Annotated in this window: 11 protein-coding genes; 2 read left to right on the forward strand and 9 right to left on the reverse strand. The window is 69.6% G+C overall.

Annotated features, from left to right (window positions below; all coding sequences use genetic code 11):
- The first annotated feature begins 225 nt into the window (after window positions 1-225).
- Window positions 226-1,638, forward strand: a complete 1,413-nt coding sequence (gene proS, locus ABZW60_RS15810; protein ID WP_355477294.1) for a proline--tRNA ligase — start codon at window positions 226-228, stop codon at window positions 1,636-1,638.
- Here the strand turns inward: proS and ABZW60_RS15815 are convergent.
- The 9 genes from ABZW60_RS15815 to ABZW60_RS15855 all read right to left on the reverse strand — a co-directional run bounded on the left by ABZW60_RS15815 (window position 1,635) and on the right by ABZW60_RS15855 (window position 14,125).
- A complete protein-coding gene (locus ABZW60_RS15815) occupies window positions 1,635-2,618 on the reverse strand; it encodes a LuxR C-terminal-related transcriptional regulator (RefSeq protein ID WP_355477296.1) in 984 nt (327 codons plus the stop codon). The two genes, proS and ABZW60_RS15815, sit on opposite strands and share 4 nt — an antisense overlap.
- Window positions 2,619-2,993: 375 nt before the next feature.
- The gene (locus ABZW60_RS15820; RefSeq protein WP_355477298.1) at window positions 2,994-4,433 is read right to left on the reverse strand and encodes a GuaB1 family IMP dehydrogenase-related protein; all 1,440 of its coding nucleotides are present in this window, start codon (window positions 4,431-4,433) and stop codon (window positions 2,994-2,996) included.
- Between the two features lie 46 nt (window positions 4,434-4,479).
- Window positions 4,480-5,328, reverse strand: a complete 849-nt coding sequence (locus tag ABZW60_RS15825; RefSeq protein WP_355477300.1) for an NAD(P)-dependent oxidoreductase — start codon at window positions 5,326-5,328, stop codon at window positions 4,480-4,482.
- An 8-nt stretch (window positions 5,329-5,336) separates the two neighbouring features.
- A complete protein-coding gene (locus tag ABZW60_RS15830; protein WP_355477302.1) occupies window positions 5,337-7,613 on the reverse strand; it encodes a hypothetical protein in 2,277 nt (758 codons plus the stop codon).
- Window positions 7,610-9,907 carry a hypothetical protein gene (locus ABZW60_RS15835; RefSeq protein ID WP_355477304.1) on the reverse strand — a complete coding sequence of 766 codons (2,298 nt, stop codon included), beginning with the start codon at window positions 9,905-9,907 and terminating at the stop codon, window positions 7,610-7,612. The genes ABZW60_RS15830 and ABZW60_RS15835 overlap by 4 nt, the downstream gene beginning before the upstream one ends.
- Window positions 9,904-10,770, reverse strand: a complete 867-nt coding sequence (locus tag ABZW60_RS15840) for a carbohydrate ABC transporter permease (RefSeq protein WP_355477305.1) — start codon at window positions 10,768-10,770, stop codon at window positions 9,904-9,906. The genes ABZW60_RS15835 and ABZW60_RS15840 overlap by 4 nt, the downstream gene beginning before the upstream one ends.
- The gene (locus ABZW60_RS15845) at window positions 10,767-11,705 is read right to left on the reverse strand and encodes a sugar ABC transporter permease (protein ID WP_355477307.1); all 939 of its coding nucleotides are present in this window, start codon (window positions 11,703-11,705) and stop codon (window positions 10,767-10,769) included. Before ABZW60_RS15845 ends, ABZW60_RS15840 begins: the two co-directional genes overlap by 4 nt.
- Window positions 11,702-13,072, reverse strand: a complete 1,371-nt coding sequence (locus ABZW60_RS15850; RefSeq protein WP_355477309.1) for an extracellular solute-binding protein — start codon at window positions 13,070-13,072, stop codon at window positions 11,702-11,704. The genes ABZW60_RS15845 and ABZW60_RS15850 overlap by 4 nt, the downstream gene beginning before the upstream one ends.
- Before the next feature lie 78 nt (window positions 13,073-13,150).
- Window positions 13,151-14,125, reverse strand: a complete 975-nt coding sequence (locus ABZW60_RS15855; RefSeq protein ID WP_355477310.1) for a LacI family DNA-binding transcriptional regulator — start codon at window positions 14,123-14,125, stop codon at window positions 13,151-13,153.
- Between the two features lie 167 nt (window positions 14,126-14,292).
- Between ABZW60_RS15855 and ABZW60_RS15860 the strand changes: the two genes are divergently transcribed.
- Window positions 14,293-15,432, forward strand: coding sequence for a mandelate racemase/muconate lactonizing enzyme family protein (locus tag ABZW60_RS15860; RefSeq protein WP_355477312.1), 1,140 nt, complete (start codon window positions 14,293-14,295; stop codon window positions 15,430-15,432).
- Window positions 15,433-15,735 lie beyond the last annotated feature (303 nt).

Here is a 15,735-nt window from a genome sequence, read left to right on the forward strand (position 1 = left end):
GATCGGCTCGGCTCGGCCCGGCTCGATCGGCTCGGCCCGGCTCGATCGGCTCGGCCCGGCTCGATCGGCTCGGCTCGGCTCGGCTCGGTCGAGCAGGTCGCAAGCACCGGCCTCGCGCCGGCTCCTCTCCATCCAGCTCCCGGCGCCCGCTAGGGCGCCGGGAGCTGTTCTTTCGGTGGAGAAATGCGTCGCCGCACTCCTCTTTCCCTCCTACACTCGCGAAGCATGACAGCGACCCGTTCCGTGCTTGCCTCGCAGGCCACGGACTACCCCAGATGGTTCCAGGACGTGATCGCCAAGGCCGAGCTCGCCGACAACGGGCCGGTCCGGGGGACCATGGTCGTGCGACCGTACGGGTACGGGATCTGGGAACTGTTGCAGGAGGCAATGAACCGGCGGATCAAGGCGACCGGCGCCCAGAACGCCTACTTCCCGCTGCTGATCCCGGAGAGCTACCTCCAACGCGAAGCCGAGCACGTCGAGGGATTCAGCCCGGAGCTCGCGGTCGTCACGCATGCCGGCGGCAAGCAGCTCGAGGAGCCCGCGGTCGTCCGCCCGACGTCGGAAACCGTCATCGGCGAATACATGGCGAAGTGGGTGCAGAGCTACCGCGACCTCCCGCTGCTCCTGAACCAATGGGCCAACGCGGTCCGCTGGGAGCTACGCCCGCGACTGTTCCTGCGGACGACGGAGTTCCTCTGGCAGGAAGGCCACACCGCCCACGTCTCCGCCGAGGACGCGCGCGCCTTCGCGACCAGGATCCTGTTCGACGTCTATCGCGACGTCATGGTCAACATCCTGGCGATCCCGGTGCTCCCCGGCCGGAAGACCCGGCGGGAACGGTTCGCCGGCGCGATCAACACGATGACGCTCGAGGCGATGACCGGCGACGGCAAGGCGCTGCAGATGGCGACCTCGCACGAGCTCGGGCAGAACTTCGCGCGCGCCTTCGACATCGGCTACCTGTCGAGCGAGGGGCAGCGCGAGCTCGCCTGGACGACCTCGTGGGGCAGTACGACGCGCATGGTCGGCGGACTGATCATGGTGCACGGCGACGACGCGGGGCTGCGGGTCCCGCCCGCGGTCGCTGCGGTGCAGGTCGTCGTGCTCGCGGTGAAGGACGAGTCGATCGCCGCCGCCCGGCAGATCGGCGACGAGCTGACCGCGGCCGGACTGCGGGTCGGCGTGGACGATCGCACCGACCAGCCGTTCGGGCGGCGCGCGGTGAACTGGGAGCTGAAAGGCGTCCCGATCCGGATCGAGGTCGGCCCGCGCGACCTCGCCGCGGGCACCGCGACCGTCGTACGGCGGCTGCGCGACTCGGCCAAGACCGCGGTCGAGCTGTCCGGCCTCACCGCGACGGTCGTATCGGCGCTCGACGCGGATCAGACGCACCTGCTGGCCGAGGCCACGGCTCGGCAGTCTGCCCGCATCACGGCCGTGTCGACCGTGGACGAGGCGATCGAGGCGGCCGCGTCCGGCTGGGCGACCCTGCCGTACGACGCGGTCGGCGAGGCGGGCGAGGACCGCCTGGCCGAGTCCGGGATCACGGTCCGTTGCCTGCAGCGCGCCGACGGTGCACTGCCGTTGCGGGACGACGAGCCGGGCCTGGTCGCGTACGTGGCCCGCTCGTACTAGCGGGCGAGGTACTTGCGGACGTCGTCGGCCACCTGGGACCGGCTGCGGAAGCCGTACTTGCGGAGGATCGCGCTGAGGTGGGTCTTGACGGTGTTGAGACTGACACCGAGCTCGGCGGCCAGCTGGTCGTTGTCGAGCCCGTCGGCCAGCAGCAGCGCGACCCCCTGCTGGGCCTTCGTGAGGCTGGTGAACCGGCGTTCCGGCGCCTCGTCGGTCTCCATCAGCATCTCGATCAGCTCGGACTGGATGTGCTCGGCGGTGTCGACGATCCGCTCCAGATGGGTGCGGACCCCGGTCCCCACGTCGGGCTCGTCCAGTGCCTCGGTCGCGATCTCCCGGATCGACGCGACCCGGTGCGTCAGGTACTCCATCACGTGGTCGGACGTCAGCAGGTTCGGGCCGACGTCGCCGGCCGGCAGGCGGCGCAGGGCATCGCGGTCCTCGCCCTCCCGGGTCAGCACCCGCTCCACCACCTCACACAACCACTCGAACGCCCGGACCGCGTTGTCGTCGTACGACTTCGGGGCGTAGCTCTGCATCGACAGCAGCCCGAACAACTGGTCGGGCCCGTCCTTCGACGGCCGGAAGATCGGCACCGTGACCGCGTCCCGGGACCGCCGGACCGGGTCGCCGACCGGGATGCCGGCGTGCAGCACGGCACCGTCGTCGTAGGCGAAGCGGTACGTGTGCCGGTGCTTGAGCAGCCAAGCCGTCTGCCCGTCCGGCCCGAAGATGTGGGTGTCCGGGGTGACGTAGTCGCGCTCGTCGTACCCGTACGGGTACCGCACCCGGTTGCTGCCCTGCAGGAAGCCGACGAAGAACGCGTCGACATGCGCGACCTTCCCGGCCACCACCCGGACGTAGTCGTACAGACCGTAGTGGTCGGATCTGAACAGCGCCTCGATCTTGTGATACGCCTCGCGCAGGATGATCGCCGTTTCCGCGTCAACCCGCAGCGGGACGGCCTTTTCTCCCTCCACGACGACGGCTCCCCACACCCAGTGCGGTATCGATCACTCGACTATGCGCCGTTGCCCGCAGGTGATCAAGGGCCGTTCCACGCGGACAGCAGTCGCGGGCGGTGGATGCGGATCCCCGAGTCGCCCTCCCAAGCCTCGGTCGAACCCTGTACCACCACCCGCGACCACGAGCAGGACACCGGTAACTGTGTGAGCCCCCGCGTCGATCGGACCCGCTGCCCCCAGCGAGATCCCCGACCCCCCGACGGATGGTCCGGTGCCCTTCCTCCCCCTGTTGACTACAAGGTGCCACCGATCGCCGACCGTGACCATCGCCCGCGGCATGAACCTGGCGGACCCGCGTTCTCATCCTGGGAATGAGAGCGTTGTCTACGATTACAGCCAGCTGGTGTCGAGCGGCTTGCCCTCGGCGTACCCGGCGGCCGTCTGCAGGCCGACCACCGCGCGTTCGTGGAACTCGGGCAGGGTGGCGGCGCCGACGTAGGTGCACGAGCTGCGAATGCCGGACACGATCGAGTCCAGCAGGTCCTCGACGCTCGGGTGCTCCGGGTCCAGGTACATCCGGGCGGTCGAGATGCCCTCCTCGAAGATGGCCTTGCGGGCCCGCTGGAACGCGGAGTCCTCGGCGGTCCGGGACCGGACGGCGCGGGCGGACGCCATCCCGAAGCTCTCCTTGTAGATCCGGCCCTGGCTGTCGCGGTGCGGGTCGCCGGGCGACTCGTACGTCCCGGCGAACCAGGACCCGATCATCACGCTCGACGCGCCCGCGGCCAGCGCCAGGGCGACGTCGCGCGGATGCCGTACGCCGCCGTCCGCCCAGACGTGCTTGCCGAGCTCCCGCGCGCGGGTCGCACATTCCAGTACCGCTGAGAACTGCGGACGCCCGACCGCGGTCTGCATCCGCGTCGTGCACATCGCACCGGGGCCGACGCCGACCTTCACGATGTCCGCCCCGGCGTTCACCAGGTCGGTGACACCTTCCGCCGTGACGACGTTGCCGGCCACGATCGGCACCGTCGGGCCGAGGGCGCGGACCCGTTCGACCACCTCGAGCATCCGCTCCTGGTGACCGTGCGCGGTGTCGACGACCAGTACGTCGATGCCGACCTCGAGCAGCGCCTTCGCCTTCTGCTCCGCGTCGCCGTTGATCCCGATCGCGGCGGCCACCCGGAGCTTGCCGTTGCCGTCGAGCGCCGGGTCGTACAGGGTGGCGCGGAGCGCGCGCTGCCGGGTGAGGATCCCGACGATCCGGTTGTCGGCGTCGACCACGGGCGCGAGCCGGTGGCGGCCGTCGTGCAGCAGCTCGAACGCGGCCTCGGGATCGATCCCCTGGGGCACCGTGAGCAGCTCGCGCGACATGACCGCGTCGAGCTGCGTGAACCGGTCGGCCCCGGAGCAGTCGGCCTCGGTCACGACGCCGACCGGGCGGCCCCGGTCCACCACGATGACCGCGCCGTGGTTGCGCTTGGGCAGCAGGTTCAGCGCCTCGCCGACGGTGCCGGTCGGCGGCAGCGTCAGCGCGGTGTCGTGGACCGGGTCCCGCTGCTTGATCCAGGACACGACCTCGGACACCACGTCCACCGGGATGTCCTGCGGGATGACCGCCAGGCCGCCGCAGCGCGCGATCGTCTCGGCCATCCGCCGCCCCGACACCGCGGTCATGTTCGCCGCGACCACCGGAATCGACGCTCCGGTCCCGTCGCTGGTGGACAGATCGACATCCAGCCGCGAGGCCACGCCGGACCGATTGGGCACCAGGAACACGTCACTGAAAGTGAGGTCTCCCGCCGGCTCCCGATCATGGTGAAACCGCATGTCAGACCCCTTCCGCCCGTGTCCGAACGGGACCAGCCTAGCGCTGTCACACCACGTGTTCGGCGGTGAACCCGAGCAGCTTCCGTGCCGGGCCGAGGTCGAGCGGGGTGGTGCGACCGGGCAGGTCCGCCCGGATCTCGGTGGTGGGGTGGAACCGGCGAAGCAGGTCCAGGGTCGGGTACGGCGCGAGCGTGTGCGGGGCCGCGACGTGGAAGACGTGCGAGCCGCCCTCGACCCGCAGGGCCAGTACCGCGGCCCGGGCGGCGTCCCTGGTCTCCAGGTACGACCACAGGTCGGCGGCGCCGAGTGCCGGGTCGGCGGCGACCTTGCGGGCGTGCTCGTCGAGCCGTTCGGCGAACCCGCCGACGAACGGGTACCGCAGCGCGACCACGGTCATGCCGTGCCGCCGCGACATCATCGCGGCGGTCTGCTCGTCGGCGAGCTTCGACAACGCGTACGGGTCCTCGGCCCGGCTCGGCACCGACGCGTCGAGCGGGACGTACGCCGGGCTGAGCGGCTCGGCCGCGAACGGCAGCCCGTTCGCGGCCAGGCTGCTCGCGACCACGGCGTTCCGCACCCCGGCGCGCCCGGCCTCCTCCAGCACCGTGAAGGTGCCGAGCGTGTTCTCCCCGAACACCTCGTACGGCGTCCCGCGGTGCGGCGCCGGCCGCGCGGCGAGGTGGACGACACCGTCCACCTCCGCCAGCGCGGCCCGCACCGTGGCCGCGTCGCACACGGACCCCTCGACCACCCGATCCGCCGGGCACGGCGTCCCCGGGAGGACGAGGGCGGTGACCGCGACACGGCGTGCGTGCAGGGCGTCAACCACGGCCCGCCCGATCCGGCCGGCGGCTCCGGTGACGAGAACCCGGTTCGGGCTCGGGTTCGGGCTCACGCTCACGCTCACCCGAGCCGGAGCTGCTGTTCGGGTCGCGCCGACAGCCCGCGGTACAGCCTCGGCGCACCATCGAGGGTGAGCTTGATCCGGGATCCGGTGAGCGTCCGGCGGCGGCCGATGCAGTCGATCTCGACCAGCTCGCCGCCGAGGACGGTGACGTGGGTCTTCGTCGGCCAGTCGTCCTGCCACACCTCCGGGTGCGGGTAGTACGCCTGTCCTTCGGTGTGATCGGCGTTCAGCAGGTAGCCGTCCTTGCGGCTCCACAGCATCGTCAGCGGCCCGTCGGGCGTCGTGAACAGCAGCCCCTGCAGGTGCCGCTCGATCTTCGAGAGGCCCAGCCAGCGCACGAACTCCGCTTCCTCGAGCACCCTGGTCCCGGTCGCGAACGCCAGCAGCGACGGCTTCGCCGACAGGTCCCGGTTCATCAGCCCGAAGTGGTACTCCGGGTTCGCCGGATCGGCCTCCTGCGGATGGTGGATCGTGCTGTCGTACAGCTGGTACCAGTTCACGCCGTCGACACCCTCGGCCTTCGCCAGCGCCATCGTGAGCAGCACGTTCTCGGCCGCCTGGCGCATCGTGTCGTTCCACCACTGGTTGGGCCGGGTGCACGCGTACGCCTCGGTCAGCCACAGTTCCTTGTCGCCGCCGTACTCGCGGATCCGCCGCTTGGCCTCGCGGACGCCGCCGAGGAAGTTCCAGTAGCTGCCGTTGGACCCGGTGACCCACTCGTCCGGCGTCGGCGCGTAGTCCGGCGTGAAGTTGCCGCGGCCCGGGTGGAAGGCGAACGCGTCGATCAGGTCCCAGCCGCCGTGCGCGTGGAAGCTGTCGACCCAGTTGACGTCCATGCCGCCGAGACCGTTGTTCATCACCTTCACGTCGGACCCGACCTCGGCGAGCCGCTCGACCACGGGACGCAGGCCGTCACGGATGTACTTGTCGGCGTACAGGCCGGACATCCACGGCTGGTTACGCTCGTTGTCGACCTCGAAGTACCGGGCGCGGGCGTCCACGACCACGTCGACCAGTTCGGCCGCCCACGTCTTCGCCTGCTCCGGGGTCGCGTCGAACACCACGTCGCCGTGCTGGATGTTCGGCGTGATCCCGAGCGCCTCGAGCTCGGCCGGCGGGATGCCGGGCGCACCGTTGTAGGCGATCCGGACCGACGCGACGCCGATCTTCTGCAGCAGCGTGGCGACATCCGCCTTGCTGGGCTTGAGCAGCCAGGGGTAGTTCGCGATGCCGAACATGCCGCCGCCCTGGTACGCGTACGACGGCAGCACCGCGAGCGTCGTCCGCGCGAACGCCTCGCCCGCCTGCACCTCCAGGAAGGCGACGCCCTGCTGCTCCAGCGCCGGTACGACGATCCTGTGGTCGGCACTCTGACCGGGCGCCAGCGTGAGCACGGTCGATCCGCTGGTCAGCGTCGTGCCGTCGAAGTCACGGGCGAACCAGCTCAGCGTCACCGGTGCGGTGACTGTGCCGCCGGCCACGACCTGGACGTTGACCGGCATCGCGTGTCCGGTCTCGTACCAGAGGTTGAACGGCTGGTCGGTCCACAGGTCGAGGCCGACCGGACGCCCGACGGCGGCCGCGTTGGCGGAGACCTCGCGGAGGTTGCCGAACACCAGATCGGCCTCGTGCCGCAGGACGCCGAGCCCGTCGTACGTGCCGACGATGTGCATCCAGGAGGCGGTCGTCCAGTCGGGGCGGCTCGACTGCAGCCGGAAGTACGCCTTCGTGTCCGCCCAGGTCTCGGTGTAGAGGATGCCGTCGTTGGTCTCGTACGGCACGCCGCCGCCGGCGTCACGGTTCCAGCGGGTGACCGCGGTCGAGTACTCCACGGCGGCCGGACTGACGACGGTGCGGGTGAACTGCGAGTTCAGGTACATCTGGTTGGAGCTGGTCGCGTCCCAGCGCATGTGCAGCCGCCGGGCAGTGACGTCGAAGGTGCCGGTGACCGTGATCGTCTTCGCGGCGGCGCCCAGCACGTAGTCGACGCGGATCGCCTGGCGGCCGTCCGGGAGCGTGACCAGCGACGGCTTGCCGCCGAACGTGCGCTGCCCGCCGAGCACGGTGTCCTTGACCTGGAAGTGCGCGATCCGGATCCGCTCGGTGCCGTCGCCGACGACGATGGTGCCGTCGGTCTCGGCCGACACGGTGATGCCGTCCGCGGTGATCGTGTACGCCGTCGCGGCGCGGGCGACGCCGGCCGGGAGCAGCCCGCCGGCCACACCGGCGGCGGCGAGCGATCCGGCGACGAATGTCCGCCTGGTGGGTTTCATGGCGTTCCTCCGGTGGTCTTGAGCGGCAGGGCGAGACCGATGAAGATGCGCGGTGCGCCGTCGAGGGTGACGGTCACCTGCGCGTTGCTCGCCTGGTGGGTGGCGACGTCCATGCCGAGGCAGTTCAGCTCACGGACGGACGTGGTCGCGGCCGGCGTCGGGACGGTGACGTTCGTCTTGGTCGGCCACAGGTCTTCCCAGGGTTCGGGACTGCGGTAGTAGGCAGGGCTGGCGGACAGGCGCCGGCCCGTGTCGTTGTTGAGGATGTAGCCGTCCTTGCGGGACCAGAGCAGGTTGACCTTGCCCGTCGGGGTGGTGAAGACGAGCCCGAGCAGCTCGGGGTCACCCAGCTCGGCCCAGCCGGCGAACGTGGACCGATCCAGCCAGCGGGCGGCGGTCGCGAAGGCCAGCAGCGAGGGTTTCGCGCCGAGGTCGCGGTGCAGCAGGCCGTGGTGGTACTCGACGCTGTCCGGGTCGGCTTCCATCGGCTGCTGCTGGATCGAGTCGTTCAGCGTGTACCAGGTCACGCAGCGGACGCCGTACGCCTTGGCCAGCGCGAGCTGGAGCAGAACGTTTTCCGGGGCGTTCCGGTAGGTGTCGGTCCACCAGCGGTTCGGCTGCGTTCCGGCGTACGCCTCCGTCAGCCAGAGCTCTTTGGTGCCCTTCGCCGTGGTTGCCTTCTTCAGGGTGCCGAGGAAGTTCCAGCGGGTCTCGTTCGTCCACGGTTCGGCGGGTTCGTAGTCGGCGGTGTAGTTTCCGCGGCCCGGGTGGTAGGCCAGGACGTCGACGTGGTCCCAGCCGCCCGCGGCGCCGAAGTCCTGCACCCACTGCTCGGGGTATCCGGCCAGGCCGCAGGTCATCACCTGGAACGTCGCGCCCTTGGCGGTCATTGCCGTTCGCAACGGTTCGAGGACGTCGTTCACGTACTGGGCCGGTGTCTTGTCGGACGCGGTGAGGTTCAGCTCGTTCGCGCATTCGTAGTACCGGGCGCCGGAATACGTCGCCCGGCCGACCATGTCGTCGGCCCAGGCCGCGCCGTCCACGCCCCACGGGAGCGTGCCGGCGAGCTGCATGTTGTGCAGGAAACCGGCCTGGTCGAGCGCGTCCATGGTCGGGCCCGGCGAGGCCGGCAGCGTGTTGTACTGGCGATACGCCGTCCGGATCCACTGCATGCCGAGGAGCTTCATCAGCCCGAGGACGTCGGCGCCCGACGGTTCCTGCAGGTACGCGAAGTTTCCCATCCCGAACATGCTCTGCTCGGTGTCGCCGTAGGTGTAGGCGGACAGCACGGAAAGCGTTGTTCGGGCGAACGCGGCCTCGGTCGAGCCCTCGTACACGACCGCCTCGACGAAGCGGATGTCGCGGGCGCCGAGGGTGACGGAGAAGTTCGCGTTCCAGACCGCGCGCGGCCCGATCGAGCCGCTCGCCGTACCGCTCGCCGAGCCGCCGTTCCAGTCCCGCGCGACCCAGTCGACGCGCACCGTCCGGGTGCTCAGCGCCGCGTTCACCACCTCGAAGTTCACGGTTCTGGCGCCGCCGGTGTTCCAGAGGCCGAACGGCTGGGTGGTCCACAGGTCGATGCCGAGGTCGCCGTCGCGCGCGATCACGCCGGCCGAGTGCGGCCGGATCGGGCCGAGCACGACCGTGCTCTCCAGGAAACCGCTGTCGTCGCCGATCGCGTGCAGGTAGCCGTTGTTGCTAAAGGCAACCGTGCTCTGCGGAAACCGGATGACGGCACGGTTGTCGGCCCAGGTGTAGGAGTAGCAGACACCGTTGGTCGTCTCGTACGGCACACCGCCGCGGAGCGCGCCGGTGTCCGGATCACGGTCCCGGTTCCACAGCACGACCGGGTCGAAGTGCTCGGTCGCGGTACCGGTCACGATCCGTGCGACGCGGAAACTGTCGGTCCGCAGGTCCGTCACGCCGGTCACGTCCCAGCGGATCCTCGCTTTCCGCAGGCCGACGGTGAAGACTCCGACGACCTGGCCGACCGGCGCGGTGTAGGTGATCTTGAACTGTTGAGGTGTGAGCGACTCGACCGACATGATCCCTGTCGTCCGCCGGGTGACTTTCGCCTCGCCCGACCCGTGCGCGTACTCGAACGTCGTCAGCGCAAGACGCTGGACTCCGCCGCCGTCGAGCACCCTGACCTCACCAGTGGCAGGGGCCGCGACGAGCGTGATCGTGTTTCCGGTGTCCGTGATCTGCACGTCGGCCGCGTACGCAGGACTGGTCGCACTCCCGGCCGCTGCCGCGGCCACGGCGCCGCCGAGGACGACTCGCCGGCTGATCATCCCTTCACCCCGGTGAAGCCGAGCCCGGCGACCACATAGCGCTGCAGGACGAGGAAGACGAGCACCGGCGGCGCGAGCGCCATCGCCATCGCCGCGATCAGCTCGTCGAGCGGCGCCGAGTCCACCAGGTTCGCCAGCGCGACACTGATCGGCTGCAGGCGCGGGTCGGAGATCACCACCAGCGGCCAGATGAACTCCTTCCAGGAGTGCATGATCGCGAGCAGGCTGATCACCGCGATCACCGGCCGGCTCATCGGCAGCACAATCCGGGTGAGCAGCTGCCAGGTGCTCGCGCCGTCGACCTTCGCGGCGTCGTACAGCTCCTGCGGCAGCGCCTCGAAGAACCTGGTCGCCAGCAGCACGTTGAACGCGTTCGCCCCGGCAGGCAGCCAGATCGCCCAGTAGGTGTCGAGCAGGTTCACGTCCAGCACCGTCAGGAACAGGCTGACCAGCGAGACGGTGTACGGCACGAACATGGTCGCGAGGATCGCGCCGTACACGTACCGGCCGATCCGCGGGCGGATCACCGCGAACGCGAACCCGGCGGTCATCGCCACCAGTAGCTGCACGGCCCAGGAACCGATCACCACCGTCACGGTGTTGGCCAGGTAGCGCCCGACGTGGAGCTCGGTGAAGGCGCGGGCGAAGTTGCCCAGCTCGGCCTCGGCCGGCCACAGCCGGAGCGGGTTCGTGACCATCTCGGTCGGCGACGACACCGCACCTTTGACGGTCCAGTACAGCGGGCCGATCCCGATGGCCACCAGGACCAGCAGGGTCAGCACCTGGACCGCCCGGACCGCGAACGCCGTCCCCGGCCGGCGCAGGTCGTTGCTCGACGTGAACGTCGTCATCGGTTCGCTCACTTGGTGCTCCAGCTTCTGGTCAGGCGGAGGTAGACCGCGGACAGCACAGCGAGAACGAGCGCGAGCAGGACGGACAACGCGGCGGCCTGCCCGTAGCGGCCGTCCTGGAACGCGTACCGGAAGATCAGCAGCAGGACGGTCAGCGTGGCGTCGTCCGGACCGCCCTGCGTGAAGATGTACGGCTCGGTGAAGACCTGGATCGTGCCGATCAGCTGCAACAGCAGCAGCAACCCGATCACCGGCCGCAGCTGCGGCAGCAGCACGTGCCAGATCCGCCGCCAGATCCCGGCGCCGTCGCTCTCGGCCGCCTCGTACAGCTCCGCGGGGACGCCGGTCATCGCGGCCAGGTAGATGAGAGCGGCCCCGCCCATCCCGGCCCAGGTCGCCTCGAGCACCAGGCTCAGCATCGCGGTGTGCGGCGACTGCAGCCACGGGTACGGGCCGAGCCCGATCAGGCCGAGCAGCTGGTTGAACAGGCCGCTGCCCGGGTCGTAGAACCACTTCCAGAGCAGGATCGCGACCACCGGCGGTACGACGACGGGCAGGTAGACGACGACGCGGTACACGCCGGCGAACCGCCGTACCGTCGACATCACCGCGGCCAGCACGATCGGTGCCGGGAAGCCGATCACCAGGCCGAGGCCGACGAAGAGCAGGGTGTTCGTCATCGCCTTGCCGACCAGCGGGTCGGTCAGCACGGCTTGGAAGTTCTGCAGGCCGACCCACACCGCCGGGTCGACGAGATTGGTGTCCTGGAACGAGATCAGCAGACCGCGCACGATCGGCCACCAGGAGAACAGTCCGAAGACCAGCAGGGCGGGCGCCAGGAAGAGCAGGCCGAGGAGCTCCCGTCGCAGACCTGCCCGGCGCCGGGAGGACGCCACCACCGGCTTGGCTTCGGTGGCGGCCTCCGGACGCTCCAGCAGTGTTGTCACTTCTGCTCCGCGGCGAGCATCTTGTCCGCGTCCGCCTGTGCCTTGGTCAGCAGTGCGTCCACGTTCGCGTCCTTCTTGGTGAGCACGGACTGCACCACGGTGTCGAGGATCGTGTAGAGCTTCTGCGCCGCGACCGGCGGCTCGGGCTTCAGCGTGAGCTTCGGCGTACCGTCCAGCCAGGGCTGGAAGTGCTCCAGCTCCACGTTCACGTACGGCTTGATCGCCGCGTCGATCTTCTGCTGCTGCGCGGTGCTGAACATCGGCAGCGTCGGCACGCCGACCGCGGCCTTCGGGTCCTTGGCCAGCTCCTTCGCGCGCTCGGCCGCGACCGCCGGCTCGTACTGCGCCTCGGCCTGGGCGAACAGCAGCCACTTCACGGCCGCGTCGACCTTCTCCTTCGGCACCGACGCCGGGACCATGAAGACCTCCGCGCCACCGAGCGTCGCGTTGCCACCGGCCTGCGGCAGCGACGTGACGCCGTAGTCGGTGGTGTTCCTCATGCCGAACTTGGTCTTGGCCAGCTTGTAGGTGCCCGGCGTCCCCATGAACATGCCGACCTGACCGGCCGCGAACTGCTTGACCACGTCGTCCTGGTCCATCAGCTGGTTCTGGCCCATCGAGTTGTCGGTCCAGCGCATCGCCTTGAGCAGCTCGAGCGACTGCTTCGTCGCCGGGTCGTTGACCGCAGCAACCACCTTGCCGTCCTGCTCGGTTTCCATCGAGCCGCCGTGGGTGTAGGTCAGCATGGTCAGCTGCCAGCCGCCGGTGTTGCCCTTGGACTCGTGAACGAAGCCCGCCTTGCCTGTCTTCGCACTGATCTGCTTCGCGGCCGCACGAACCTCGTCCCAGGTCGCCGGCGGCTTGTCCGGGTCCAGACCGGCCTGCGTGAACAGCTTCCGGTTGTAGACCAGGCCCTGAGCGAACGGCGCCTGCGGGATGCCGTACACCTGCTTGGCCCCGTCACTCAGCGGCTGCAGGACCTGCGGGTTGAACTCCTGATGGTGGGCCCACTGCTTCAACTGGTCCGTGATCGGCTGGACGTGCTTGCGGGCGATCAGGCCCTGCGGCTCGGTCAGTGGAACCTGGATGACGTCTTCGATCGTCTTACCGGCCAGCTTCGCCGAGAACGTCAGCGGATCCCAGCGGTTCTCGCTGCCTTCGATCGTGATGCCGGGGTTCTTCGCTTGGAAGTCCTGCACCAGCCGGTTGAACTGGGCGAGCGCGGCGCTGTCTGTCGGTGCCGGCATGCCCTGGACCCGCAGTACGACGTCGCTGCTCTTGGTGTCGTCCTTCGCGGGCGTAAGTCCCGCGCAGCCGGTCAGTGCCAGCCCGGTCGCGGCCGCCACCAGGGCAGCACGAACACGCATGGGTGTAGCCATTGAATGTCTCCAGGAGGGATCGGTACGGCGGGGCGGCGCGCCGTACTGTGGTGGGACCTGCTCGGGTCAGGCGCGGTGTGGCGCGGGACCTGTGGAGGCGCGGGGAATCAGCCGCGAGCCGACCTCGACGGACTGCGGCTCCGCGCCGTTGATGGTCTCGACGATCAGGTCGGTGGCGTGGGTGGCCACGGTCTGCGGCGAGATCCGGATGGTGGTGAGGGCCGGGATCGACATCGCGGCCAGCAGCGTGTCGTCGATACCGATCACGCTGACCTGACCGGGCACGTCCACCCCGGAGTGGGCGAGCTGGTGCAGGATGCCGATCGCGACCAGGTCGTTGTGCGCGAGGATCGCGGTGGCGCCGTTCGCGACGGCCAGGGTCGCGGCGTGCAGACCGGTCTCGAAGCGCGGCTCGTACGGCCCGAGCTCGACGACCGACAGCCCCTGGGCGTCGAAGGTTTCTCTTATCGACTTGCCCCGCAGGTGCTCCGGGCGCGAGCAGTTCACGAAGACGCAGCTGGTGTGACCGAGCGCGCGCAGGTGCTCGGCGGCCTGACTGATCCCGGGCGTCAGCGAGATGTGCAGCTCCGGGATGCCCTTGACCTGGCGGTTCACCAGGACGAGCGGGATCTCCTTCGCCAGCTCCTGCAGCCGGCCGTCGGACAAGGTCGATGCCCAGAGCACCAGTCCGTCGACCTTCTTCACGATCGCGTCGATGGTCTCGAGTTCGTCCGCCTCGCGCTCGTCGCAGTCGGCGACCAGCAGCGTGTAGCCGTGATTGCGGGCCCTGGCCTGCATCGCCTTCACGATCGGCGGGAAGAACGGGTTCGCGATGTCCGGGACGACCAGACCGAGCGACTCGGTGCGGCCGCTGCGCAGCGTCCGGGCCGCGGGATCGGGCCGGTAGCCGAGCTGCCGCGCGGCGTCGGTGACCCGCTGCCGGGTCGCCTCCTGCACCTGGTCCGGCGCGGTGAAGACCCGGGACACCGTCGACGGGGACACACCCGCCAGTTGCGCGACTTCCCTGACCGTGGCGGCCATCTGCGGATCTCCTTGCTCTCGGCCGAGGCGTTTCGGGGCTCAGCGTTGAAACATGTTTGCAATCGATCCCGAACGTGTCAACAGTTCGTTTCAGCCGGATCTCGACAGCACCTGTTTGACCAGCTAACTTCTGATGACAACGTTCCTGAAACAGATCATGAGGGCAGATGAAGATCACGGGCTGGGAAGTACTCACGCTCCCCGACCGGGACGACGCGATGATGCTCGTCGTGGTCGACACCGACGAGGGCATCCACGGCATCGGCGAGGTCGGCCTCCGCTCCCGGCAACTGGCCGTGGCCGGCGCGCTCGACCACCTGGGTGCACTGATCCTGGGCGAGGACCCGCTGCGGACCGAGCACCTGTGGCAGCTGATGTTCCGGTCCGGGTTCTACCCCGCCGACCGGGTGATCGCGTCCGCGATCGCGGCCATCGACGTCGCACTGTGGGACATCCGCGGCAAGGCGTACGGCGTGCCCGTGCACGAGCTGCTCGGCGGGCAGGTGCGCGACTACGTGCCGTGCTACGTCCACCTGGGCGACGGGATGGCGGACCGGCCGCGCTTCCTCGACCGGTGCCGGACGCTGGTGGCCGACGGTTGGACCCACCTACGATTCTCGGTACCGCACGACGGCGACGTCCTCGACGAACGCCGGACGTTGCGGGAGGGCATCGCACTCTTCCACGAGGTCCGCGAGGTCGTCGGCGACTCCGTGGAACTGATCCTCGACGTCCACACCCGGCTCGACCCGCCCGAGGCGGTCACGCTGTGCCGCGAGATCGAATCCGCCCGTCCGTACTTCGTCGAGGACGCGTTACGCGCCGAGCACCCCGACTCGTACCGGATGCTGCGCGCGAGGACCGGCGTACCACTGGCGGCCGGCGAACAGTTCGCCTCCAAGTGGGAGTTCGCACCCCTGATCGAGAACGAGCTGATCGACTACGCCCGCGTCGACATCGCCATCGCCGCCGGCCTGACCGAGGCCCGCAAGATCGCCGCCGTCTGCGAAACCCACCACATCAAACTAGCCACCCACAACCCCCTGGGCCCCGTCACCGCGGCATCGTCCCTGCACCTCAACCTCACCACCCCCACAACCGCCATCCAAGAACACCAATCAGACCCCGACCCCGCCCTGTCCCGCTTCTTCACCCACCGCCCCACCATCACCCCCGGCCGAGTCCTCCCCTCCACCACCCCCGGCCTAGGCATCGACCTCGACCGAGACCTGGCCAGAGCCCACTCCACCCCACCCCACCCCCTCCCCACCCTCCACCGCCCCGACGGCTCCTTCACCAACTGGTAACCCGCAACGACGGTCGCCGCCGACGCTGCTTGCAGGAACCTGCAGCTCTGTGGATATCCGGCCCGGCGAACACCCTCCGTATGCGACGCTTACACCACCAGCATCCAGAACGGAGCCTTCATGCCCCGCCATCCGGCCCTCGGACCCACCGCCGCAGCGCTCAGCGCCCTCCTGGCGCTGACCGCCTGCCAAGGCTCTCCAGAAGCCGGCCAACCGAACACTGCCCCGCCGTCGCCTACCTCATCCCCCACCTCGTCTCCCACTCCTTCCCCGACTCCCAGCGACACCCCTGAGGAAGCAGCC

The sequence above is a fragment of the Kribbella sp. NPDC003557 genome (assembly GCF_040610805.1).
GTDB lineage: Bacteria > Actinomycetota > Actinomycetes > Propionibacteriales > Kribbellaceae > Kribbella.

What these genes read in the sequence shown, in the direction of transcription:
- proS (WP_355477294.1), top strand. Translation starts at nt 226, where the DNA reads ATGACAGCGACCCGTTCCGTGCTTGCCTCGCAGGCCACGGACTACCCC.
- ABZW60_RS15820 (WP_355477298.1), bottom strand. Translation starts at nt 4,433, where the DNA reads ATGCGGTTTCACCATGATCGGGAGCCGGCGGGAGACCTCACTTTCAGT.
- ABZW60_RS15830 (WP_355477302.1), bottom strand. Translation starts at nt 7,613, where the DNA reads ATGAAACCCACCAGGCGGACATTCGTCGCCGGATCGCTCGCCGCCGCC.
- ABZW60_RS15835 (WP_355477304.1), bottom strand. Translation starts at nt 9,907, where the DNA reads ATGATCAGCCGGCGAGTCGTCCTCGGCGGCGCCGTGGCCGCGGCAGCG.
- ABZW60_RS15850 (WP_355477309.1), bottom strand. Translation starts at nt 13,072, where the DNA reads ATGCGTGTTCGTGCTGCCCTGGTGGCGGCCGCGACCGGGCTGGCACTG.
- ABZW60_RS15855 (WP_355477310.1), bottom strand. Translation starts at nt 14,125, where the DNA reads ATGGCCGCCACGGTCAGGGAAGTCGCGCAACTGGCGGGTGTGTCCCCG.
- ABZW60_RS15860 (WP_355477312.1), top strand. Translation starts at nt 14,293, where the DNA reads ATGAAGATCACGGGCTGGGAAGTACTCACGCTCCCCGACCGGGACGAC.